Annotated in this window: 18 protein-coding genes and 2 tRNA genes; 4 read left to right on the top strand and 16 right to left on the bottom strand. The window is 64.4% G+C overall.

All coding sequences use genetic code 11. From position 1 onward, the window contains the following. Positions 1–21 precede the first annotated feature (21 nt). From K410_RS0117205 to K410_RS0117175, 7 genes are all read right to left on the bottom strand, one after another. Positions 22–98, bottom strand: a tRNA-Val gene (locus K410_RS0117205). Positions 99–157: 59 nt separating this feature from the next. Continuing rightward, a complete protein-coding gene (locus K410_RS0117200) occupies positions 158–562 on the bottom strand; it encodes a GFA family protein (RefSeq protein WP_028136047.1) in 405 nt (134 codons plus the stop codon). Between the two features lie 73 nt (positions 563–635). Beyond that, entirely contained in the window at positions 636–3,059 is a 2,424-nt protein-coding gene (gene lon, locus K410_RS0117195) for an endopeptidase La (RefSeq protein WP_028136046.1), read from the bottom strand. A 326-nt stretch (positions 3,060–3,385) separates the two neighbouring features. Then, positions 3,386–4,657: an ATP-dependent Clp protease ATP-binding subunit ClpX gene (gene clpX / locus K410_RS0117190; protein WP_018320118.1), complete on the bottom strand. Its 1,272-nt coding sequence runs from the start codon at positions 4,655–4,657 to the stop codon at positions 3,386–3,388. Between the two features lie 456 nt (positions 4,658–5,113). Further along, a complete protein-coding gene (locus K410_RS0117185) occupies positions 5,114–5,749 on the bottom strand; it encodes an ATP-dependent Clp protease proteolytic subunit (RefSeq protein ID WP_028136045.1) in 636 nt (211 codons plus the stop codon). Positions 5,750–6,029: 280 nt separating this feature from the next. Next, complete coding sequence (gene tig / locus K410_RS0117180; protein WP_028136044.1) at positions 6,030–7,391, bottom strand: trigger factor; 1,362 nt, start codon at positions 7,389–7,391, stop codon at positions 6,030–6,032. Between the two features lie 172 nt (positions 7,392–7,563). Next, positions 7,564–7,648: transfer RNA gene (locus K410_RS0117175), tRNA-Leu, on the bottom strand. A gap of 154 nt (positions 7,649–7,802) precedes the next feature. Between K410_RS0117175 and K410_RS0117170 the strand changes: the two genes are divergently transcribed. Next, the gene (locus tag K410_RS0117170) at positions 7,803–9,107 is read left to right on the top strand and encodes a multicopper oxidase family protein (RefSeq protein WP_028136043.1); all 1,305 of its coding nucleotides are present in this window, start codon (positions 7,803–7,805) and stop codon (positions 9,105–9,107) included. 106 nt (positions 9,108–9,213) lie between these two features. On the opposite strand, the gene K410_RS0117165 is transcribed toward K410_RS0117170, so the two are convergent. Further along, complete coding sequence (locus K410_RS0117165) at positions 9,214–10,713, bottom strand: bifunctional ADP-dependent NAD(P)H-hydrate dehydratase/NAD(P)H-hydrate epimerase (RefSeq protein WP_028136042.1); 1,500 nt, start codon at positions 10,711–10,713, stop codon at positions 9,214–9,216. Positions 10,714–11,092: 379 nt separating this feature from the next. Between K410_RS0117165 and K410_RS0117160 the strand changes: the two genes are divergently transcribed. After that, positions 11,093–11,431, top strand: a complete 339-nt coding sequence (locus tag K410_RS0117160) for a P-II family nitrogen regulator (protein ID WP_007603495.1) — start codon at positions 11,093–11,095, stop codon at positions 11,429–11,431. 151 nt (positions 11,432–11,582) lie between these two features. Continuing rightward, positions 11,583–12,992: a type I glutamate--ammonia ligase gene (gene glnA / locus K410_RS0117155; RefSeq protein WP_028136041.1), complete on the top strand. Its 1,410-nt coding sequence runs from the start codon at positions 11,583–11,585 to the stop codon at positions 12,990–12,992. Positions 12,993–14,122: 1,130 nt separating this feature from the next. On the opposite strand, the gene K410_RS0117150 is transcribed toward glnA, so the two are convergent. The 6 genes from K410_RS0117150 to K410_RS0117125 all read right to left on the bottom strand — a co-directional run bounded on the left by K410_RS0117150 (position 14,123) and on the right by K410_RS0117125 (position 21,116). Continuing rightward, positions 14,123–14,896 carry a gamma-glutamyl-gamma-aminobutyrate hydrolase family protein gene (locus K410_RS0117150; RefSeq protein ID WP_028136040.1) on the bottom strand — a complete coding sequence of 258 codons (774 nt, stop codon included), beginning with the start codon at positions 14,894–14,896 and terminating at the stop codon, positions 14,123–14,125. 90 nt (positions 14,897–14,986) lie between these two features. Next, positions 14,987–16,687, bottom strand: coding sequence for a hypothetical protein (locus K410_RS0117145; RefSeq protein ID WP_155253444.1), 1,701 nt, complete (start codon positions 16,685–16,687; stop codon positions 14,987–14,989). Positions 16,688–16,750: 63 nt separating this feature from the next. Next, positions 16,751–17,554 carry a class I SAM-dependent methyltransferase gene (locus K410_RS36880; protein ID WP_049820067.1) on the bottom strand — a complete coding sequence of 268 codons (804 nt, stop codon included), beginning with the start codon at positions 17,552–17,554 and terminating at the stop codon, positions 16,751–16,753. A gap of 16 nt (positions 17,555–17,570) precedes the next feature. Continuing rightward, on the bottom strand, positions 17,571–19,481 hold the full coding sequence (gene asnB, locus K410_RS0117135) for an asparagine synthase (glutamine-hydrolyzing) (protein WP_028136038.1): 1,911 nt from the start codon (positions 19,479–19,481) through the stop codon (positions 17,571–17,573). Positions 19,482–19,503: 22 nt separating this feature from the next. After that, positions 19,504–20,370 carry a glycosyltransferase family 2 protein gene (locus K410_RS0117130; RefSeq protein WP_028136037.1) on the bottom strand — a complete coding sequence of 289 codons (867 nt, stop codon included), beginning with the start codon at positions 20,368–20,370 and terminating at the stop codon, positions 19,504–19,506. Then, positions 20,367–21,116 carry a class I SAM-dependent methyltransferase gene (locus K410_RS0117125; protein WP_028136036.1) on the bottom strand — a complete coding sequence of 250 codons (750 nt, stop codon included), beginning with the start codon at positions 21,114–21,116 and terminating at the stop codon, positions 20,367–20,369. Before K410_RS0117125 ends, K410_RS0117130 begins: the two co-directional genes overlap by 4 nt. A 252-nt stretch (positions 21,117–21,368) precedes the next feature. Between K410_RS0117125 and K410_RS0117120 the strand changes: the two genes are divergently transcribed. Beyond that, positions 21,369–22,508, top strand: a complete 1,140-nt coding sequence (locus tag K410_RS0117120) for an AI-2E family transporter (RefSeq protein WP_028136035.1) — start codon at positions 21,369–21,371, stop codon at positions 22,506–22,508. Between the two features lie 16 nt (positions 22,509–22,524). Here the strand turns inward: K410_RS0117120 and K410_RS0117115 are convergent, their stop codons facing one another. Then, complete coding sequence (locus K410_RS0117115; RefSeq protein ID WP_028136034.1) at positions 22,525–22,821, bottom strand: antibiotic biosynthesis monooxygenase family protein; 297 nt, start codon at positions 22,819–22,821, stop codon at positions 22,525–22,527. Between the two features lie 104 nt (positions 22,822–22,925). Then, on the bottom strand, positions 22,926–23,165 hold the full coding sequence (locus tag K410_RS0117110) for a hypothetical protein (protein ID WP_028136033.1): 240 nt from the start codon (positions 23,163–23,165) through the stop codon (positions 22,926–22,928). Positions 23,166–23,210: the final 45 nt, after the last annotated feature.

Here is a 23,210-nt window from a genome sequence, read left to right as displayed (position 1 = left end):
CCGACGCAACGGGTTCAAGGCTGGTGGGCGGTCACGGATTCGAACCGCGGACCCTCTCGGTGTAAACGAGATGCTCTAACCAGCTGAGCTAACCGCCCTCGCCGCCTCTTTAGCCTCCCAGGCCCCGGACGGGCAAGCGCCGAACGTCATTCCAGGCTCAATCCTGCGGCCGCCCCGGCAGCAACGGCACCGCGTCGATCCACACCGCGGCCGACTGGCACCAGATCTGCCGGACCGGGCGCAACTGGTCGCGCTGGCGGATCGAGCCCCAGCGGATGCCCCAATCGTCGGCCTGGTCGCCCTCGCCGCTGGTGAACAGCGGGGAACCGCAATCGGCGCAGAAGTGCTGGAAGCGCATCCGGCCGTTGTCGCCGCGCTTGCCGTAGATTCTTGGCGTGCCGGCGGTCAGGCGGATGTCGGTCCCCGCACAGATGGCGGTCACGCGGAACGGCGAGCCGGTCAGGGTCTGGCAATCGGTGCAGTGGCAAACCGACACGGCTTCGGGGTCGATCTCGGCTTGATAGGCGATCTTGCCGCAATGGCATTGCCCGTCGATCTGCATCGCCCCTCTCTCCTTGCCCCAAATAAAAACGGCGCCCGAAGGCGCCGTTTTATCATCTTTTCGAGCCGCACACTCAGTGAGCGGTCAAGCCGCCGGCGGCCTCGTCGCCATCGGGCTTCACCGTCACCTTGGTGTCCTCTTCCCAGACGATCGGCGTCGGCTTCTTCACCAAGGCCTTGGCGATGACGTCGTCGAGGCGGGAGACCGGGATGATCTCCATGCCGCCCTTGATCGCATCGGAAATCTCCGTGAGATCCTTGGCGTTGTCCTCGGGGATCAGCACCGTCTTGATGCCGCCGCGGGCCGCAGCCAGCAGCTTCTCCTTCAGGCCGCCGATCGGCAGCACCCGGCCGCGCAGCGTGATCTCGCCGGTCATCGCGACATCGTGGCGGACCGGGATGCCGGTCATGACCGAGATGATCGCGGTGGCCATCGCCACGCCCGCGGACGGACCGTCCTTCGGCGTCGCACCTTCCGGCACGTGCACGTGGATGTCGCGGCGGTCGAACATCGGCGGCTCGATGCCGTAGTTGATCGCGCGCGAGCGGACATAGGATGCCGCCGCCGAGATCGACTCCTTCATCACGTCACGCAGATTGCCCGTGACCGTCATCTTGCCCTTGCCGGGCATCATGACGCCTTCGATCGTCAGCAGCTCGCCGCCGACGTCGGTCCAGGCAAGGCCGGTGACGATGCCGACCTGCGCCTCGCTCTCGATCTCGCCGAAGCGGTACTTCGGCACGCCGAGCAGCTCTTCCAGAGTCTTCTCGGTGACCTTGACCGACTTCTTCTTGGAGATCATCAGCTCCTTCACCGCCTTGCGGGCGAGTGTGGAGAGCTCACGCTCCAGGTTACGCACGCCCGCTTCGCGGGTGTAGCGGCGGATCAACAGCAGCAGCGCGTCGTCGTCGATCGAGAACTCCTTGGAGTCCAGGCCATGCTTGGACACCGCGTTCGGGATCAGATGCTTGCGCGCGATCTCGACCTTCTCGTTCTCGGTGTAGCCCGCGATCCGGATGATCTCCATGCGGTCCATCAGCGGCCCCGGAATATTGAGCGTATTCGCGGTGGTGATGAACATCACGTTGGACAGATCGTAATCGACCTCGAGATAGTGGTCGTTGAAGGTCCCGTTCTGCTCGGGGTCGAGCACCTCGAGCAAGGCGGAGGACGGATCGCCGCGGAAATCGGCGCCCATCTTGTCGATCTCGTCCAGCAGGAACAGCGGGTTGGACGACTTCGCCTTCCGCATCGACTGGATGATCTTGCCGGGCATCGAACCGATATAGGTGCGGCGGTGACCGCGGATCTCTGCCTCGTCGCGCACGCCGCCGAGCGAGACGCGCACGAATTCGCGCCCCGTCGCCTTCGCGATCGACTTGCCGAGCGAGGTCTTGCCGACGCCGGGGGGCCCGACGAGGCACAGGATCGGGCCGGTCAGCTTGTTGGCGCGCGACTGCACGGCGAGATACTCGACGATGCGTTCCTTGACCTTCTCCAGCCCGTAGTGATCGGAATCCAGCACGGCCTGCGCCGCTTCCAGATCCTTCTTCACCTTGGACTTCTTGTTCCACGGAATCGACAGCAGCCAATCCAGATAGTTGCGCACGACGGTCGCTTCCGCGGACATCGGCGACATCTGGCGCAGCTTCTTCAATTCATGCTGCGCCTTCTCGCGCGCTTCCTTGGAGAGCTTGGTCTTGGAGATCTTCTCTTCGAGATCGGCGAGCTCGTCGCGACCGTCGTCGTCGCCGAGTTCCTTCTGGATCGCCTTCATCTGCTCGTTGAGATAATACTCGCGCTGGGTCTTCTCCATCTGGCGCTTGACGCGCGAGCGGATGCGCTTTTCGACCTGCAGCACCGAGATCTCGCTCTCCATCAGGCCCAGCACCTTCTCCAGGCGCGTGGTCACCGACAGCGTCTCCAGGATGCCTTGCCGATCCGCGATCTTGACCGCGAGATGCGAGGCAACAGTGTCGGCGAGCTTGGCGAAATCGGTGATCGCCTGCACGACGCCGACGACCTCGGCCGAGATCTTCTTGTTGAGCTTCACATAGCTCTCGAAGTCGGACACGACCGAGCGGGCCAGCGCTTCCGCCTCGACCGACTTCGCATCGGTGTCGGCAAGCGCGACGGCCGTCGCCTCGTAATAATCGGCGCGATCGGTGTATTTCGACACGCGCGCGCGCTCGAGCCCTTCGACCAGCACCTTCACGGTGCCGTCGGGAAGCTTCAAGAGCTGCAGCACGCTGGCGAGCGTACCGGTCTCGTAAATGGCATCGGGCGCCGGATCATCGTCGGACGCGTTCTTCTGCGTCGCAAGCATGATCAGCGCGTCGTTCTTCATCACCTCTTCGAGCGCGCGGATCGACTTCTCGCGGCCGACGAAGAGCGGAACGATCATGTGCGGGAAGACGACGATGTCGCGCAGCGGCAGCACAGGATAGGCGTGCGTTTCGCCATGGACGATGGTTGGCCGGGGTTTTGGATTAGTCATGGCCTTTTCCTTTTGCTTTGCCCCCTTGCACGCAGCCCGCCATGCTCATGCGCAGCCGCCACAAGGTGCCGAGGTGATCCGCAAGGCCGGTCGGTCCTGTTACGAGTTGGACCGGCTCGCCGGATCGGATCTGAGGCGAATCTGGAAGAGAATTTTTCGCTCGCCGCCGACATTAGGTGGCTATCGACCCGGGGGGTGTCAAGTCATTGAAAAACGCGCGCCATCAGGCGCTTACGCAACGCGGTAAGCGACGCAACACCGGCTGCGGAGATATTCTTCCGCAGCCCAACTTGAAGGTCCAATTGAAGCGTTCCGGCGCCGCTGGGTCAGGCGCTGGCGTTCTCGACGGCGCGATCGGACCGATCGGCGTAGATGTAGAGCGGACGCGCCGTGCCTTCCACGACTTCGCGAGAAATCACGACCTCTTCCACACCTTCCAGGCCCGGCAGGTCGAACATGGTCTCGAGCAGGATCGCCTCGAGGATCGAACGCAGGCCGCGCGCGCCGGTCTTGCGCTCGATCGCCTTGCGGGCGACCGCGCCAAGCGCCTCGTCGGCGAAGGTCAGCTCGATGTTCTCCATCTCGAACAGCCGCTGGTACTGTTTCACCAGCGCGTTCTTCGGCTCGGTCAGGATCTTCTTCAGCGAGGTCTCGTCGAGGTCCTCGAGCGTCGCCACGACCGGAAGACGGCCGACGAACTCGGGGATGAGGCCGTACTTCAGCAGGTCCTCGGGCTCGACGTGACGGAAGATCTCGCCGGTCCGGCGGTCCTCCGGCGCCATCACCTGGGCCGCGAAACCGATCGAGGTCGACCGGCCGCGCGCGGAGATGATCTTCTCGAGGCCCGCGAACGCGCCGCCGCAGATGAACAGGATGTTGGTGGTATCCACCTGCAGGAACTCCTGCTGCGGATGCTTGCGGCCGCCCTGCGGGGGAACCGACGCCACCGTGCCTTCCATGATCTTCAGCAGCGCCTGCTGCACGCCCTCACCCGACACGTCGCGCGTGATCGAGGGATTGTCGGACTTGCGGCTGATCTTGTCGATTTCGTCGATGTAGACGATGCCGCGCTGGGCCCGCTCGACATTGTAGTCGGCGGCCTGGAGCAGCTTCAGGATGATGTTCTCGACGTCCTCACCGACATAGCCGGCCTCGGTCAGCGTCGTCGCATCCGCCATGGTGAACGGCACGTCCAGGATGCGCGCGAGCGTCTGCGCGAGCAGCGTCTTGCCCGAACCGGTCGGACCGATCAGCAGGATGTTCGACTTCGCGAGTTCGACGTCGTTGTGCTTGGTCTGGTGGTTGAGGCGCTTGTAGTGATTGTGCACCGCGACCGACAGGACCTTCTTCGCATGGCTCTGGCCGATCACGTAGTCGTCCAGGACCTTGCAGATTTCCTTCGGCGTCGGAATGCCGTCGCGCGACTTGACCAGCGAGGATTTGTTCTCCTCGCGGATGATGTCCATGCAGAGCTCGACGCACTCGTCGCAGATGAAGACCGTGGGACCCGCGATCAGTTTGCGGACTTCGTGCTGGCTCTTGCCGCAGAACGAGCAATATAGCGTGTTCTTGGAGTCGCTCGTGCCGACCTTACTCATTCATCTCTCCGTCCGCGGTTCGATCCCGTTCCGCTCGATCGCTCCATTCCGACACGATGGTCGGCATGAAGCTTAAGTAGAGCAAATTCCGTACCAAAAAAGACCCTACGCATTACATCCCGTGCGAATCACGGTCGCTCGATTCTCCGCGATCATAGCCGATCAATCGTAGCCAACCATGCTGTCACCCGACTATCAAGAATTCGCTAATCGGGGGTCGCCGGCTACCCGTGACAATACCGTGATTTCCGGTCTTGGCATGGGCGAAGTGACCGAAATCACCACGGCGTTGCTGGATTGACACGAAAAACAGGCACGAAAGCGGAACCTTCTGCCTGTCGCAGGGCGGAATGACGCGTTTTGCAGCGCGCATATGCGTCCATAGCGTGAACGCCACCTGAAGGTGATAGGCGATCTCAGGGGTTGCCAAGGAGGTCCGCCGTCACCCCAGTAGTGTTACTGGGTCTTCGCCGGCGCGGCTTCCTCGGCGCGCTTGTCGATGACCTTGTCGACCAGGCCGAACTCCTTGGCGTCGTTCGCAGTCAGGAACTTGTCGCGTTCCAGCGCATCCTCGATCGACTTGTAGGTCTGGCCGGTGTGCTTCACGTAGATCTCGTTGAGCCGCTTCTTCAGGTTCAGGATTTCCTGGGCGTGCAGCATGATGTCGGTGGCCTGGCCCTGGAAGCCGCCGGAGGGCTGGTGCACCATGATGCGCGCGTTCGGCAGCGAGAAGCGCATGTCCTTCTCGCCGGCGCAGAGCAGCAGCGAGCCCATCGAGGCGGCCTGCCCCGTGCACAGCGTCGAGACCGGCGGGCGGATGAACTGCATGGTGTCGTAGATCGCAAGGCCCGACGTCACCACGCCACCCGGCGAGTTGATGTACATCGAGATTTCCTTCTTCGGATTTTCCGCCTCGAGGAACAGGAGCTGCGCGACGACCAGCGTCGACATGCCGTCCTCGACCGGGCCGGTCACGAAGATGATGCGCTCCTTGAGGAGGCGCGAGAAGATGTCGTAGGCGCGCTCGCCACGATTGGTCTGCTCGACCACCATGGGCACGAGGTTCATGTAGGTTTCAACCGGATCGCGCATGAGTCACCTAGGGTTTTCGGAGACGGCCATCGCCGGGCAAGGCTTGCCAGCTTGGCTGGAACTGCCGGAAGGGCGAAGGGACGTCCTGTGATGCAGGAACTTGGTAGGGTAGAAGGCGTACCGACAGATATAGCCCAATTCGCTTCTGACAAGTGCGGCGCGCATTAAGGCTTAATCCGTCGGGCAGTTGAAGCTGATTCGCACAAAGAGGCCCAGCCGGCCATCTGGCTAGCTGGGCCTCTTCGCTGATCATCCTTAACAGAGGGCTGTCTCAAAACCCTCAGGCCGCGGTCTTTTCCGCCTCGTCGTCCTTGTAGAGGTCCTCGCGCGAGACCTTCTTCTCGGTCACGTTGGCGAGTTCGAGGATGAAGTCGACGACCTTGTCCTCATAGATCGGTGCACGGAGCTGGGCCAACGCCTGGGCGTTGCTGCGGTAATAGTCCCAGACCTCCTTCTCGCGGCCCGGCATCGAGCGCGCGCGCTCGATCACGGCGCGGCCGACCTCGTCATCGGTCACGGTGATCTTGTTCTTCTCGCCGATCTCGGAGAGCACGAGGCCAAGCCGCACGCGGCGGTCGGCGATCTTGCGGTACTCTTCCTGGGCCTTGTCTTCAGTGGTGTCCTCGTCGGCGAAGGTCTTGCCGGCGGAGGCCATCTCGGCCTTGACCGAGTTCCACATCAGATTGAACTCTTCGTCCACCAGCGAGGGCGGCGCCTCGAAGCGGTGCGCTTCGTCGAGACGGTCGAGCAAGGCGCGCTTGACGCGCTGGCGCGTCGCGGTCGCGAACTCGGCAACCAGACGCTCGCGCGCGGCTTCCTTCAGCTTGTCCAGCGATTCCAGGCCAAGCGTCTTGGCGAACTCGTCGTCGATCGCAACGTCCTGCGGCGCCTCGATCAAGGTCGCGGTGGTCTCGAACTCGGCCGGCTGGCCGGCGAGCTTGTCGCTCATGTAGTTCTGCGGGAACGACACTTTCAGCGTGCGGGTCTCGCCGGCCCCGATGCCGATCAGCTGCTCCTCGAAGCCCGGAATGAAGGTGTTGGAGCCGATCGCCACCTGGATGCCCTCGCCGGTGCCGCCCTCGAAGACTTCGCCGTTGATGGTGCCCTTGAAGTTGATGGTGACGCGGTCGCCGGATTCGGCCTTGGCGCCCTCGGCCTTCGCGGCATAGCTGCGGTTGCTGTCGGCGATGCGCTTGATCGCCTCGTCGACGTCGGCATCGGTGACTTCGGCGACGGGCTTCTCGACCTCGAAGGTCTTGAAGTCGGCGAGCGCGATTGCCGGCACCACCTCGATCGCGACCGTGTAGGTCAGATCGGTCTTGCCGCTCAGCAGCTCCTCGACCTCGGCCTGCTCGCTCGGCATGGTGATCTTCGGCTCGGTCGCAAGGCGGAAGCCGCGCTCGGAGAACAGCTGCGTGTTGGTGTCGCGGATGGTCTGGTCGATGGTCTCGGCCATCACCGAGCGGCCGTAGACCTTCTTCAGGTGCGAGACCGGCACCTTGCCGGGACGGAAGCCGTTGATGCGGACCTTGTCCTTGAGGTCGACGAGCTTGGCGCCGGCCTTGGCGTCGAGATCAGACGCGGGAACGCTGATCTTGAACTCGTGCTTCAAACCTTCCGAGAGGGTCTCTGTGACCTGCATGGCGTCCAATCTTCTTCTCGTTCGGTCCCGGCGCGCATGCGTCGGGACGCTGTCATTAATCGATCCGGCGCGAGGCAAACCCTCGACGCCGGTGCTGCATCGGACCGGCTTCAGCGGACAGACATCCGCGCGAAAGCAGGCCCTCGTAATCCGTGCAAACGCGATCAGCGCTTGGTGCGGGCGGAGGGACTCGAACCCCCACAACTTTCGTCACTGGAACCTAAATCCAGCGCGTCTACCAGTTCCGCCACGCCCGCGTGAAGTTGCATCAAGACCGGCCGCGATGCCGCGGGCGGCCGGGCTTATAGCATGTGCCTGACTGTTCGCAGCAAAAAAATGGTCTGATGGAGGCAGGCTTCAAGTAGGCACGATGGCTGGACTTATCCAGCACGGCGTGGTCCGGATTGCCGCATGAAATCGCGGATCTTCGACCCCAATCGGCGCGAGGTTCTGGCCGGGCTTGGCGCCTCCGCGGCCGCGGTCATCGCGGGCGGCGCAACCCCGCCAGTGACTGCCCAGCTTGCCCTACAGGCAAGGGCGTCAACGCTGGCTCTCAGACCGGGTCAGCCTGCTACACCCGTCTGGGAGCTCGCCGCCGTCAGCCATCTCCGGGACGTCCGGCTCAAGCGCGGCGACCGCTGCGAGGTGGTGTTTCGAAACGACCTTGCTGTGCCGCTTGCGCCAGTCTGGTACGGCCTCAATGGTCCCGTTCCGGCCGATCCGCTGCGAGGACGCGCGCCCGCGCCCCCGAACGCGGTCGAAACATCAATTATTTCAATACCTCATGCCGGAACCTTGCTGGCCGACTTCCGCCTGTTCGAGGACGGCCTGAAGCAGCCGGCACGCCCGCTGGCGATCGTCGCGGCCGAGACCAGCCCGGCCGTCGTCGATCGTGACGAGGTGCTGTTGATCGAGGAATGGCGCCTGCGCCCCGATGGCACCGCCGTCCCGCCGGGCCAGGACCCGAAGGACGCGACGCCGGCCTATACGATCAACGGTCAGACTTCATTCGAACTCTCAGCCCTGGGCCATCAACGGCTGCGGCTGCGCTTTATCAACGGCTCGCAACGCACTGTTCTGGCTATCAAACTGGAAAGCCACGACGTCCGCGTGCTGGCCTTGGACGGACAGCCCGCCGAGCCGTTTTCGGCGCGCAACGGCGCCCTGGTGCTGGCGCCCGGGGCACGGGCCGACGCCGTCGTGGATGCGGTCGCATCAGCCCCGTTCCTGCTGCACGACGGCAAGGCGGCGCACCGTGTCGGCGGCCTCAAGATCTCCGACCAGCTGGCGCGGCGCGTTCCGCTGGCCCCGCCGCAGCCGCTCGCTCCGAACGACCTTCCCGAGAAGCTCGATCTGAAAGGCGCCCTGCGGTTCGATGTCGCGCCCGGCGCGCCCAATGCGGGCTGGGCCCGGCCCGCGAACTTCTCCACGGCCTCCGCACCCGCCTTCCGGGCCAGGACCGGCCGCACCGTCGTGCTGGCCCTGAGCAATCCCGGCTCAGTCACCACCGTGTTCCACCTGCACGGCCACCCCTTCCGCCTGCTCGACAGGCTCGACGACGGCTGGAAGCCCTACTGGCTCGACACGCTCGCGCTCGAGCCCGGCCAGACCCAGCGCGTCGCCTTCGCGGCGACCGCGCCCGGGCGATGGCTGATCGAGTCGGTTGCAACGGACTGGGCCGCGCCGCGGCTGGTGCGCTGGTACGCGGTGGAGTGAAGCTCTTGTGGATGGGTAGAGTGCAGCGAAACCCCTCGCCATCACGTCAAGGTTTGAGATGATGGGTTTCGCTGCGCTCTACCCATCCTACTCGGCTGCCTGAGCACTAGTACTCCACCCCCAGCGCGGAATAGATCCGCCGGTGCACCGCCGGCAGCGTCTCGGTGAGATCCTCCGCGATCAATCCCGGCCCGGCTTCGCTCGCCGCCTCGCCATGCATCCAGACGCCGATGCTGGCGGCTTCGAACGCCGGCACGCCCTGGGCCAGCAACCCTGCGATGATGCCGGACAGCACGTCACCAGCGCCGGCGGTGGCGAGCCAAGGCGGCGCGTTGGCGGCGATGGTGGCGCGGCCGTCGGGAGCGGCGATCGTGGTATCGGGCCCCTTCAGCAGCACGACGGCGCCGGACCGCTCGGCGGCGGCGCGCACCCGTTCCAGCTTGGAACGGCCCGGGAACTTGTTGCTGAGGTCCGAGAACAGGCGCGGAAACTCGCCTTCGTGCGGCGTCAGCACCACCGCATTGTCCTGTGAGGACTTGATCGATTCGAACAGGCGCTCGGGGGTTGCGGCAAAGCTGGTCAGCGCATCGGCATCGAGCACCAGATGACGCTGCGCGGCGAGCGCGGTGTGGACGAGATCGCAGGTGCGCTCGCCGATGCCCGCGCCGGGACCGATGATGCAGGTGCTGTAGCGCTTGTCGGCGAGCAGCTCGCCGAACTCGACGACGGTGTCGACCGCGCGAACCATCACCGCAGTCAGCGCCGCCGCGTTGATCGCGAGCGCATCGCGCGGGCTCGCCAGCGTCACCAGGCCCGCCCCTGCCCGCAACGCGCCGCGCGCGGCAAGCCGCGCGGCCCCGGTCGCGGCCGCATCGCCGGAGACCGCCAGCACGTGCCCGCGCGCGTATTTGTGGCCGTCGATGCGCGGCAGCGGAAAGGCAGCGCCCCAGACATCCGGATCGTTCTCGAAGGTCTGCGGCGCGATCTCGTCCAGCACCTGCGCGTCGATGCCGATGTCGGCGACGCGCACGCGGCCGCAATGCATCCGGCCGGGCAGCAGCAAATGCGCCGGCTTCTTGCGGAAGAAGGTGACGGTCTCGGTGGCGTTCACCGCAGCGCCCATTACGGCCGCGCTGGTGCCGTTGATGCCGCTCGGCAGGTCGACCGCGAGCACCACGGCACCGTTGGCGTTGATCGCCTCGATCATCGCGCGCGCCTCGCCATCGACAGGGCGGCTGAGGCCCGCACCGAACAGCGCATCGATGATCAGCGCAGGTCTTCCGATCGCCTGCGGATTGAACGGGAGCACCGGGTGCTTCCAGCCGCGCGCGGCGGAGGCCGCATCGCCCTGGAGCTGGTCGCGCTCGCACATCGGGATCACCGAGACCTCGCGGCCCTGGGCGGCGAGCTCGGCGGCTGCGACGAAGCCGTCACCGCCATTGTTGCCGGGCCCGGCCACGATCAGGATCGGCCCCTCCTCCACCAGCGCCTGGGCGGCCTCGGCGACCGCCTGGCCCGCGCTCAGCATCAGCTTGAAACCGGGCGTGCCGGCCGCGATCGTGAGCTGGTCCGCCCGCTGCATTTCGGCGTTGGTCAGAACTTCCATGCCACTTCCCTAGTACAATCGCCTTTTCAGCAGGCATCCTCGGCGTGGATCCGACGCGGGGAACAACGATCTGCACACATATTGAACCGTTTGCCTATTTCGTAGTCTTCGGTATTTTGTGCAAGTCGGCGCCACCACTCAGAGATGCTCGTTAAAAGGCTGATAACGCTCCAATAATCAGGGCATTTGCAACTTGGCATAGACCCTGCTTTCGAGGAAGCCGCTTCGGTTCGTCGTGCTCACTGGCATTTTCAGGGTGTCGCCGGCCGTTGGTGCCGGACAGGTCAGGACTTCCGGCATAGCGAAGACAAGATCGTGCGTTAGAGCAGCGCATCCTGACGAAGACGTTGCGATTTGATCGAAAGGCCGGAGGCGCGCAGTGAAGAAAATCGAAGCCATCATCAAGCCATTCAAGCTCGACGAGGTGAAGGAAGCGCTGCAGGAAGTCGGCCTTCAGGGCATCACCGTAACCGAGGCCAAGGGCTTTGGCCGGCAGAAGGGGCACGCCGAACTGTACCGCGGGGCAGAATACATCGTCGACTTCCTGCCCAAGGTGAAGATCGAGATCGTGATCGGCGACGATCTGGTCGAGCGCGCCATCGACGCGATCCGCCGCGCCGCGCAAACCGGGCGCATCGGCGACGGTAAGATCTTCGTCTCCAACATCGAAGAGGCGATCCGCATCCGAACCGGCGAATCCGGGCTGGACGCTATCTGAGCCGGGTGCTATCCCGAATTTTGCGACACTCCGACTAGAATGAAGGCTGCTTCGGCGGCCTGATTTCGTTTGTGCGGTCGCGCAAAACTCGCCCTCAGCGAGAACAATTTGCTCATCTGGAAACCGACCCGCAGAGCCAAAAGGGGTATGCATGAAGACCGCCAAAGACGTCCTGAAATCGATCAAGGACAACGACGTCAAGTACGTCGACCTGCGCTTCACCGATCCGCGCGGCAAGTGGCAGCATGTGACGTTCGACGTCAGCATGATCGATGAAGACATCTTCGCCGAAGGGACGATGTTCGACGGCTCCTCGATCGCCGGCTGGAAGGCGATCAACGAGTCCGACATGTGCCTGATGCCCGACCCGGTCACCGCGACGATCGACCCGTTCTTCGCCGAGACCACCATGGTCATCACCTGCGACGTGCTCGAGCCGACCACCGGCGAGCCCTACAACCGCGACCCCCGCGGCATCGCCAAGAAGGCCGAGGCCATGGTGAAGTCGATGGGCGTGGGCGACAGCGTGTTCGTCGGCCCCGAAGCCGAGTTCTTCGTGTTCGACGACGTGCGCTATTCGGCCGAGCCCTACAAAACCGGTTTCCGCCTCGACTCCTCGGAGCTGCCGACCAATTCCGACACCGAATATGAAGGCGGCAATCTCGGCCACCGCATCCGCACCAAGGGCGGCTACTTCCCGGTGCCGCCGCAGGATTCGGTGCAGGACATGCGCTCGGAAATGCTCGGCGCCATGGCCAAGATGGGCGTCAAGGTCGAGAAGCATCACCACGAGGTCGCTTCCGCCCAGCACGAGCTCGGCATGAAGTTCGACACGCTGACGCTGATGGCCGACCACATGCAGATCTACAAGTACTGCATCCACCAGGTCGCGCACATCTACGGCAAGACCGCCACCTTCATGCCGAAGCCGATCTACGGCGACAACGGCTCGGGCATGCACGTGCACCAGTCGATCTGGAAGGACGGCAAGCCGGTTTTCGCCGGCAACAAATATGCCGACCTGTCGGAGACCTGCCTGCACTACATCGGCGGCATCATCAAGCACGCCAAGGCGATCAACGCCTTCACCAACCCATCGACCAACTCCTACAAGCGTCTGGTCCCGGGCTATGAGGCTCCCGTGCTGCTCGCCTATTCCGCGCGCAACCGCTCGGCCTCCTGCCGCATCCCCTACACCGCTTCGCCCAAGGCCAAGCGCGTCGAGGTGCGCTTCCCCGATCCGATGGCCAATCCCTATCTCGGCTTCGCCGCGATGCTGATGGCCGGCCTCGACGGCATCAAGAACAAGATCGATCCGGGTCCGGCGATGGACAAGGACCTCTACGACCTGCCGAAGGAAGAGCTGAAGCAGATCCCGACGGTGTGCGGCTCGCTCCGCGAGGCGCTCGAGAACCTCGACAAGGACCGCGGCTTCCTCAAGGCCGGCGGCGTGTTCGACGACGACTTCATTGACGCTTATATCGAGCTGAAGATGACCGAGGTCGCCCGCTTCGAGATGACCCCGCATCCGGTCGAGTTCGAGATGTACTATTCGGGCTAAGCGGCCCGAACTGTCCGCGACAGGCAACAGGCGCTTCCGAAAGGGAGCGCCTTTTCGTTTCAGCGACATTGAACTCAGACACCAGCTGAAGCCGGACGATCGGCTGGCGCGCCTGCGCTTCGTCCGCGTCGCGGCCGTGCAGCTCGCATCTCGCACGCGTCAGCTTTCGTTCTGCATCTGACTCCACTTCGTTCCCAAAGAACAAATCAGAGCCGCAAAAATCAGGGCGGATCAATTCCTACCGATTGGTTTATCTCGTGCGAGACTTGGCATGAAGATCGGGCGATGCGCTTCGGGGCCTAGGCGTCGGGCAAAACACCCGGGTCAAGCCCTCCCTTCAAAAATATTTCACTTTCCCGAATTTCGGATTTATGGCATACAACACTCATCCCCGCCCTGCCAGAGGGGCGCTTCGCGATCGTCACGAGATGCGGGTTGGGGTGCGGTGGACGCGGCAGCGCCGGCGCGGATGTGTGGCGACAGGGCGGGCGACCGTGAGTCTCACACAACGTGCATACGACACGGCGCGGTCACAGCGGTCTCGTTGGACATCAAGGGCGAGCACGCGTCAGCCCCTGATGATCTGGCGGGATCGTCCGCGGACGGAGAAGTCGTGTGGTCCCGACGCCCGGGGTTCTGGCGTCAAATCTCGCCGTGATGTGGCGGCCAACCGGCACGCGCATCGATCAGCGGCGAGGCGACGGGGGCAATAGTGCAACGCTCCCCGAGGAGAGCACGAAGGACACCGTTAAAACCATCCGCGCAGGGAAGGCCGGGCGACCGGCACACCTGTGGTCCACCCCGTGTGCGTTCTTACGCCCACGGACCTGCGGGTGCCGCCGGCGCCCGGCCTTCCCTGCGCCCTTTGGCACTTCAAAGCGCGCGAACGACCTGCAAGCCTCGGGCGAAATCCGCCGCGAGATTGAAAAGGCGTGTTTACGATTTCGAACGCTGATGAAGTGCGATCCAGCTGCCTCATGCTCCGTCATTGCGAGCGCAGCGAAGCATCCAGGAATCCCTCCGCGGAACCAGTCTGGATTGCTTCGTCGCATCAGCGCAAAATTGCTCCGCAATTTTGTCGCGAGCTCCTCGCAATGACGTGGAGAGAGCGAGCGCCACACGAACGCGCCTTACGCCGCCGCCTTCTGCCGCGCCACCAGCGCCTCGCCGAACGCCTCGAACAGCTTGCGGTTGATCGGATTGTGCTGGGGATCGTATTCGGCGTGCCATTGCACACCGAGCGCGAAGCTCGGGGCTTCCGCGATCCGGATCGCCTCGATGGTGCCGTCCTCGGCGACGCCCTCGATCAGCACGCGCTTGCCGGGATCGAGGATGCCCTGGCCGTGCAGCGAGTTGACCCTGATCTTCTCGCAACCGAGGATTCTCGCGAACGCCCCGCCCGGCGTCAGGTCGACATCGTGGCGGTCGGCGAACACCACGGTCGGATCGGGATGGATCTCGCCGTTCTCGAGCCGGGGCATGCGGTGGTTCATGCGGCCGGGTATCTCGCGGATCTCGGGATGCAGCGAGCCGCCGAAGGCGACGTTCATCTCCTGCAGGCCGCGGCAGATGCCGAACAGCGGGATGCCGCGGGATACGCAGGCGACGGAAAGGGCCAGCGCCACCTCGTCGCGGTGGATGTCGTAGGGCTCGTGCTTCTCGCAGGGGTCGACGTTGAAGCGGGTCGGGTGCACGTTGGCCCGGGCGCCGGTGAGGATGATGCCGTCCACGGTGTCGAGCAGTGCCGCGATATCGGTGATGTCAGGCGAGCCCGCGAACATCACCGGCAAGCCGCCGGAGACCTCGGCCACGGCGCGCAAGTTTCGCTCGCCCACCATCTGGACCTGAAATCGATTTTCGACGCGATGGGCGTTCCCGATCACGCCGACGACCGGCTTTCTCATCTGTCGTTCCGCGCCTCTCCGTCAGAAGATTCCCGTAACATGCCCCCCGGATGGAACAAATTCAACCGAAGGGATCGCGGGACGGCAATGCTATTTTCGCGCAAATGCCGCCGCCCCGGCCGCCCGGTCGCCTCGCAGATGCCTCCACGCTCCAGCGACGAAAAGCCGGATCCGGTCAAACAGAACCGCCGCCAGAATGGCGCTCGCGCCGCCCAGAAACGGGACGGCATAATAGGCGTAGCGGTTGAAGCCGTAGACCAGAAACGCCGGAAACGCGAGGCTGACGAGTGCGAGCAGGATCATCAGGCTGCCGCCGGCGACCAGACCAGGGGGGAGCGGGCGCAGGAATCCGAGGCGGGCGCCGATGGCACCTGCAACCAGGACGAAAGCGAGGATCAGGGTTGCCGCGGACACCCAGCGGATCGGTCCCGGAAGCTCATCGTACTCGCTGGATATGGTCAGCCCGTACCAGAGATCGGCCAGATCCGGCCGCGGCTGGTAGCCGAACGTCAGGAGACGGTCCAGTTTCACCTGCACCTGGTCCGGCGACGGCAACAGCCACCGCTCGAGCCGCCAGTGAGGCTTGTAATAGTCGTAGATCAGCCGCCGATATTTGAGCCCGGTCGGGCTTCCAAACATGGGATAGGCGTCCCGGCGCACGAAGAATTCGTAGCCCTGCGGATTGACGGCGCGCCGCGCCGCGCCATTGGCGTCAAACAGCAGGAAGTACATTTCGCGCAGAAAATGCCTGCTGATGTGCCGGTACAGCGTCGACGGTGTCGTCAGAGTCTCGATGAAGATGTCGCGAACCACCTTCTCGAATTCTTCCGGGGTGTCGCCCGGCTTCTTCAGCTCCTCCAGGGCGCCGAAGGGCCATTGATAGACCACGATGTCGGACCAGCCGGTGGGCGTATCCAGCGCCCGCATCCGCTCGACATAGGCCCGCGCCTTGGCTTTCCGGTCGAGATGGACCCCGTGATGGAAGTCGCCGGAATAGCCGACCACGAATGCCATCACCGCCACGCTTTCGCTGCCGGCCGGACGTTTTCCAATCGCGTAATTGACCGCCGTCGGGATCAGGTACACGGCCGTGGCGAGGCCGCCTGCCAGCGCGACCACGCTCAGTCGGCGGAGCCATCCGGCGTCCAGCACCACGATCAACCAGAGCAGGATGACCGCCGCTTGTCCGACCGCGGCCGACCGGCACGTCATGACGGCTCCCAGGCTTGCCCCGAGCACCGCTGCAGCGACAAATGGCGGCCACTTCCTGAAGACGATGCCTGCGGCGAGGAAGGCGGCAAGGCTGACCAGAAAGTTCGAGATGCTCTCGGCGCCGATCGTGTTGTCATAGTGAACCGTGCGCGCATAGAGCGCGGCGATCAGAAAGGCCAGGACCGACAGGATTCGGGGCGCACCGGCAAAGCGCACCGTCGCGGCGACGAGAAGAGCCGTGCCGATGCTCATCAGATGCTGGACGATGACGAAGACCACGATATGCGGCCCGAACAGCTTGGACAGCAGCACCAGGAACACCGCCAGGCCGTACGGCCGTTTCCCGGTATTATCGATGTAATGGCCGTTCAGAATGGCCTGCGCTTCGTCCAGATAGGCATCGCTATCCTCGTGGACGAAATGATCCGGCCAGGCCACCAGAAACGCCAGATGAACCATCAAGGCAAGGCCGATGGCCCAGACCCAGATCCCGAGCCACGTGAGACGGCTTGCCCATGCAAGGAGTGCCTGCCACTTCTGACTTGGCCCCCACCCACCTCCGATGTCGCTAGCAGGCAAATTGATTCTCCAAATGCACTGGCGGCGCGAAGGCGGCGACGGCCGTGCGCCAGGAAGATCAGATCATGCCAGGCGGGTGCCGGACACCGTCCAGCTATAACCGTGGCGGTGGTAGAGCCTGACGTCACCAAATCCGCCGTCCGACAACAACGTTTCTGCCTCGGCGCGGGTGTAATATTTCGCGTAAGCGGGATTGAGCTGGTCGTAGATGGTCAAGCGGCGGACGCTGCGCGGAAACTTCGCAAGCACCGAGCGCATGTAGGACCTCATCGGCAGCGGCAAGATCCGGCACAGCCCGATATAGGCCGTCAGTATCCATTCAAGGCCGTGGGACAGCACCACGAGCACCCGGTGCGGCAGCAGCACCGTGAGCTTGCGCAGCGGGATCGCGAGCGACAAATAGGTCTCGTTGCCTTCGTAGCCATAGAGCCAGACGATGCAGCGTCCTCCCGGGCGCAGGGCCGCGAATGCGGCGCGAACCACGGGCGCCGGTTCGGGGATGTGATGCAGGACCCCCATCGAAACCACGTAGTCGAGCCCGAGATCGGGCGGCAGCCGGTCGCCGGGTGCCTGCAAATAGTCGATGCGGTCGGCACGTGCCGCCGTGTTGTCCTTCAGGACCAGCATGGCCTCGGACGGCTCGACCGCAACGACGCGGGCCGCCCCCGCATCGAGCAGCATGTTGACGATGCGTCCAGTGCCGCTTCCGATGTCGGCGATCCGCTTGCCCGCGACATCGTCGAGGGCGAGCAGCGGACCGAACAGATCGGCAAGAAGATCGGCCGAGCCGTAATAGCCGGGATTGTCGCGGAAGGCGGTCCATTGCTCGCCAAAATCGCTGATCGTCTGATCCTTCAGGTCCGGCATGCGTCCACCTCGCCGCTCATGCCTGGCGCGGCGCCGGCGCTGCCAGCCCCGTCAACCAGATGCCCAGCGTCAGGATCGGCCAGAGCGCAAATGCGTTGTCGCTGCTGGCTTCGCGATGCGCCTTCCACAGTTGCCGGATCGCGTCCGGCTTCATCAACGGCGCGAAAACGTCAGCTTCGCGGTCGAGCACCCGTTCGCAGATCGGCCGCAGCCCGCCGCGCCGCATCAATTGCGCGATCGGCACGTTGAAGCCGCGCTTGCGCGACCATGCGGCATCGGCCGGCATGCCCAGGCGCTCGGCCAGCTTGCGTAACACGTATTTCGGCGCGCCCTTGGGCCAGGGATTGAGCAGCGAGACATCGAGCCTGCCGGCGAGGTCCATGACCCGCCGGTCGAGGATCGGAACGCGCACCTCGAGACCATGCGCCATGCTCATGGCATCGACCTTGGTGAGAACGCTCTGGAGGTGGAAGCGCTGGTCGGCAATCAGCGCCCGATCCAGCACCTTCTCGTGCGGCTCCGCATAGTACTCGGCGTATTCGGCAAACGGGTCGGCCGATGCAAGATCGGCCATCCCGCGGTCATAGATCCTCTCGGCGAGAAACCGGGGAACGAGCCGCCGCCATTGCAGATGCGGGCTGCTGCCGCCGTCGCCGAGACCGAGCGCGAAGCGGGCGAGTTGCGCGGCTGCTGGAAGCCGCTTCTCGTTGCCGCGCACGGACGCATAGGCGAGGCGCCCGGTCAGGCCTGCGACGCGGCGCGGCACCAGGTGACGCGCGCCCTCCGCCATCATGGTCGCGGCGTAGGTTTCGTATCCCGCAAAGAACTCGTCGCCGCCATCGCCCGAGAGCACCACGGTGGAATGCCGCCGGACCGCACCGGCGAGGTGATAGAAGCCGAGCGCGCCGGTATCGGCGCATTGGCCGTCGAAATGATAGACCACGGCCCGCAGCGCGGCCTCGGCCCCCTCGCCCGCTTCGCCGTCGATGACGTTGAGCGGCAGGCCGGCGGCGGCGGCGATCTGCCGCGCGACCGACGTTTCGTCGTGGCTCTTCTCGCTGAAGCCTGCCGTGAACAACGGCGGCTTCAAGCCGAGCCGCCCGAGCGTGAGGCTGATCAGCGAGCTGTCGATGCCTCCGCTCTGGAGCACGGCGAGCGGTACGTCGCTCACCATCTGGCTCTTCACCACCGTCTCGATGGTCGATTGCAGCCGGACGACCGCTTCGTCGAGGTCGTCGATCTCCGGCGCGCGCACCGGCCGCCAGAAGCGCCGCTCGGTCCGCTCCCGGTCGGTGAAACTGATCGCCGTGCCGGGCGGGACCTGCTTGATGTCCTGAAACAGGCTCTGCCGCGTGCCGGTGTGGCCCGCGGCGAGATAGGTGTGGAGCGCTACGGGATCGATCTGCGCCGCGACCTCGCCACTGGCGGTGATTCCCTTGATCTCGCTGGCAAACAGCACACTGCCGTCGCTCTCGAAATAATGCAGCGGCTTGATCCCGATGCCGTCGCGCGCAAGGATCAGGCGGCGTTCCCGCCGATCCCACAGGCCGATGGCGAAAAAGCCTTCGAGCCGCTCGAACATCGCTTCGCCCCAGGCGAGGTAGGCGTAGGGAAGGATTTCGGTGTCGCAGCTGCTGCGAAAGCGGAAGCCGAAGGATCGCTCGAGCTCGCTGCGCAGCTCGCGGTCGTTGTAGATCTCGCCGTTATAGGTGACGACGATGCGGCCGGAGGCATCGAGCATCGGCTGATGGCCGCCCTCGGAGAGATCGCGGATGGCGAGCCGGCGATGAGCCAGGCCGACGGGTCCTTCCAGCCAGGTGCCCTCGCCGTCCGGACCGCGATGGACCAGCGCAGCCGACATCGCCGCAACCGCGCGCGGATCCGCGGCGCGGCCGTCACGATGAAAGATGCCGGCTACGCCGCACATTGCGTTCCCCTGCCGAGGGAGGTCATGGCCGCTGATTCATGATCTGCTTCAGAAGCACCGCGAGCAGCCCCATGGCGACGACGAGGATGCTGAGCAGGATCGCGCCGACGCCCAGGACGAAGGCACTGACGAGCTGCAGCGCGATGCCGCCGATCAGGGAGACCACCGCGAGCGCCGTGCACATCATCGCCAGCAGTACGAAGATCTTCAGCGGATTGTAGTAGGTGCAGGCCTCCAGGACGTATTGCAGGGTCCGGATGGAGTCGCGGAACAGGTTCACCTTGGAGCGGCCGATCCGCTCCCTGTAGTCGATCTCGACGTAGTCGACGAACTTCGCGTTCATCATGTAGGCGAGGGTCAGCGACGTCGTGAAGCTGAAGAGGTCGCTGACATGCTCGAAATAGGAGATGGCAACCTTCCTGTCGAACACGCGAAGGCCGGAATTGATGTCGGGAATGTCGCGGTTGGCGGTGAATTCGACGATCGCCTTCAGGATTGCGCGCAGCGGCGACTTCAACATCGACTCCCGGTAATTGGGCCCGGTCCGGGCGCCGACCACCATGTCGAAACCCTGCTTGTAGCGGGCGACAAGTCCGGGGATCGCCTCCATCGGGTAGGAGCCGTCCGCGTCGCTGATGACGATCGTATCGTAGGACGCGGCGCGAATTCCGTCCTTCAGCGAGCGGCCGTAGCCAATGTTGTGGGGATGCCTGATCACCCTGGCGCCCGCCTGTTCGGCGAGCGCGCCGGTGCCATCGACCGACCCGTCGTCGACGATGACGATTTCGTAGGGGGTGAGTTGGGCGCCCTCGAGAGCCGCCCTGCCCCGATCGATGGTTTCAACGATGCCGTTGCGCTCGTTGAGCGCGGGAATGATGACTGAAATCATAAGCGACGTGCGATACAGGTAACGGATTGCCCGAAGAAGCTTCGCGAAAGCGGATCGAGCGCCCGCGACAGCGGCACAATGTATTTGTCGAACAATGCAATCTGACCATTCACGGCGTCATCGTTGAGCGAGTGATGCCGCTTCAGGCGGTTGGCAAGCCAGCCCAATCCGCCAATGGGATTGAAATAGCTCAGCCGGACGAGCTCGACCGGCTGATCCTTCAGCAGATCGGCCAGACGCGTCGTGGTGTAGCGACGGCAGTGTCCCGCCAGGCGATCGAGATCATTATAGAGCAGCATCAGGGCCGGCACGCTGATCAGGAGATGACCTCCCGGCTTCAGCACGTCGACCAGGTTGGCAATTGCGGTCGCGTCGTCTTCGATGTGCTCGAGCACGTTGATGGTGAAGACCGCATCGACGCCTTCAGGAAACAGCGACCGCAACTGATCCCGGACCAGGATATCGCAGACGGCAAACTTGCGGCCGGGCATCTGCCGCGTGGCCTGCTCGACGCTGTCGCGGTCGTGGTCCACGCCGCAATAATCCCCGAGCTCGCCCAGCGCCTTGCTGTAGTGCCCGTGACCAAATCCGACTTCGACGATTTGTCCCCGCAGATAAGGGCGGAACTGGTCGATGACCCAGTTCATGTAGTTCTGCGCATCCGCAATCGCGCTTGAATAGGTATCTGCCCCAGTCTTGAGCGCGTCGATCGGGACAGGCCGAAGCGGACGAGAGATCTGGACCATGAAACCTGCCCTTTCCTACAGGCGAATTAGCAGGACGAGGCCTGTTTCTCAAGGGCGTTCGGCCTCCACATCGCGCCCAGGTTGGTCGTTCGGAATGATCCGCGCCAAACACTTCGTGCCGGTGGCCCAGCGGGCGCCTTGACTTTGGTTCCACAAAAACGCTTGGCTCGCGGGGGCTCTTCCGGCAAATCCCTGCCCCGGTCGATCATCCCAGGCATGGCGCAAGGCCAGAAACCAGAAGGAAGACGTGACGTGACGAGACCCGCAGACGGACGCTCCCTTTCCCGCGGCGACCTCGCCTGGGCGGTCTCGGTCGGGGGCATCGGCGTCGTGCTGTTCACCGCGCTGCTCGCCTTCACCTGGTATTTCGCCGCCACCTTGCTGCTGATCTTCACAGGCATGCTGCTCGGTCTCGGCCTCAACGCGTTGACGATCGCGCTCGGCCGCCGCGTGCCTCTGCCGCATGCGGTGCGGCTCGCCATCGTCTGCACCGCGCTGGCCCTGATGCTCGCCGGCGTCGCCTATCTTGGCGGCGCCACCATTGCCGAGCAGGCTTCGCTGCTGAGCAAGACCCTCAAGTCGCAGCTCGCCAATGTCAGGTCGTTCCTGGACAGCCACGGCTTCGACACCAGCTTCTTCGATCTCGGCAACGGCGGAGCCGAGTCCGCGGTCAGTCCGCCGGCGGAGACGAGCCCCTCGCCGGCGACGCCCCCGCGCAGTGCCTTGCCCGGCGCGGGCGCGCTGGCCTCCAGCGGCGGCGCGATCGTGAGCCAGACCTTCAAGCTGCTGCTCGGCACCATCCACGGTGTCGGCAACATCTTCATCGTGCTGTTCCTGGGCTTCGCCTTCGCCGCCCAGCCGGCGGCCTATCACGACGGTCTGTTGTTCCTGGCGCCGGCCAGGCACCGCACCCGCGTCACCCTCGTCATCGACCGCATAGCCGAGACCCTCGAGCGCTGGCTGATCGCGCAGATCATCGTCATGCTCGCGGTCGGCGTGGTGACCTGGGTCGGGTTGGCCCTCATCGGCATCCCCGGCTCGTTCATCCTGGGGATTCAGGCCGGCCTGCTCGCCTTCATCCCGACCGTCGGGGCCATCATCGCCGGCGTCATCGTGGTGCTGGCAAGCCTCGCCTCAGGCTGGATCCCGGCGCTATCGGCCTTTCTGCTCTTCATGGGCGTGCACGCCATGGAGAGCTATGTGCTGACGCCGATCCTGCAGCGGCAGGCGCTGGACATCCCGCCGGCCACGCTGTTCGCGTTCCAGATCCTGCTCGGCGTCGTGTTCGGAATCTGGGGCCTGGCCCTGGCGCTGCCGCTGGTCGCCATCGCCAAGGTCATGATCGACCATTTCAAGACCTATGAGGCGCCGCCGCTGATGGAGGCAGCGTGAAGCCGCCTCACGCAGCTCAGCTCGTCAGCACGGTCTCGGTGTGCTCGACCTCCGGGGGCGAGGCGAAATACTGGCCGACGAGGCCGCGCCATTCGGTGAAATTCTCCGAGCCGCGGAAATCGACGGTGTGGTTTTCCAGCGTCGCCCACTTCACCATCAGCCGGTAGCGCTGCGGCTTCTCGATCGATTTGTGCAATTCGAAGCCGTGAAAGCCCTTGGAGCGGCCGAAAGCGGCCTTGGCCTTGGCGACGGCGGCCTCAAAGTCCTTCTCGCTGCCCGGCTTGACGTCGATTTGCGCGATCTCGGTGATCATCGGTTTCCACCCTTTCTTTTGCTCGATGGGCGTGTCTACCGCAGCCGACGAAAAAGAAAAAGGCGCCGAAGCGGCGCCCTGGTCGGTCCAAAAATGCAGATCTCTCAGATCAGCAGCAGGACCGTGCCCGCCACGATGAGGGCGCAACCGACGAACAGCGCGAGCGGCCAGTTGCTGCGGCGGCTTTGCGTGTAGCGCCCCTGCGCGCGGCGCTCGCTGATCAGCGCGCTTTCGTATTCGTCCGCGGTCGAGAACAGGCAGGCGAAACCGCTGCGCGCCGAGGCCGCGGCGGCTTCGAGCGACATCAGGGCGGCTTGCGGGTTCTGTCGGCGGATCGATTCCATGACCGCAATGGTAGGGATCGAATGGTAAACAGAGCATTACCCGCA

Source organism: Bradyrhizobium sp. 22 (genome assembly GCF_000482425.1).
Lineage (GTDB): Bacteria > Pseudomonadota > Alphaproteobacteria > Rhizobiales > Xanthobacteraceae > Bradyrhizobium > Bradyrhizobium japonicum_B.
The sequence above is the reverse complement of the archived record's forward strand: the minus strand, read 5'-3'. Positions and strand labels throughout refer to the sequence as shown.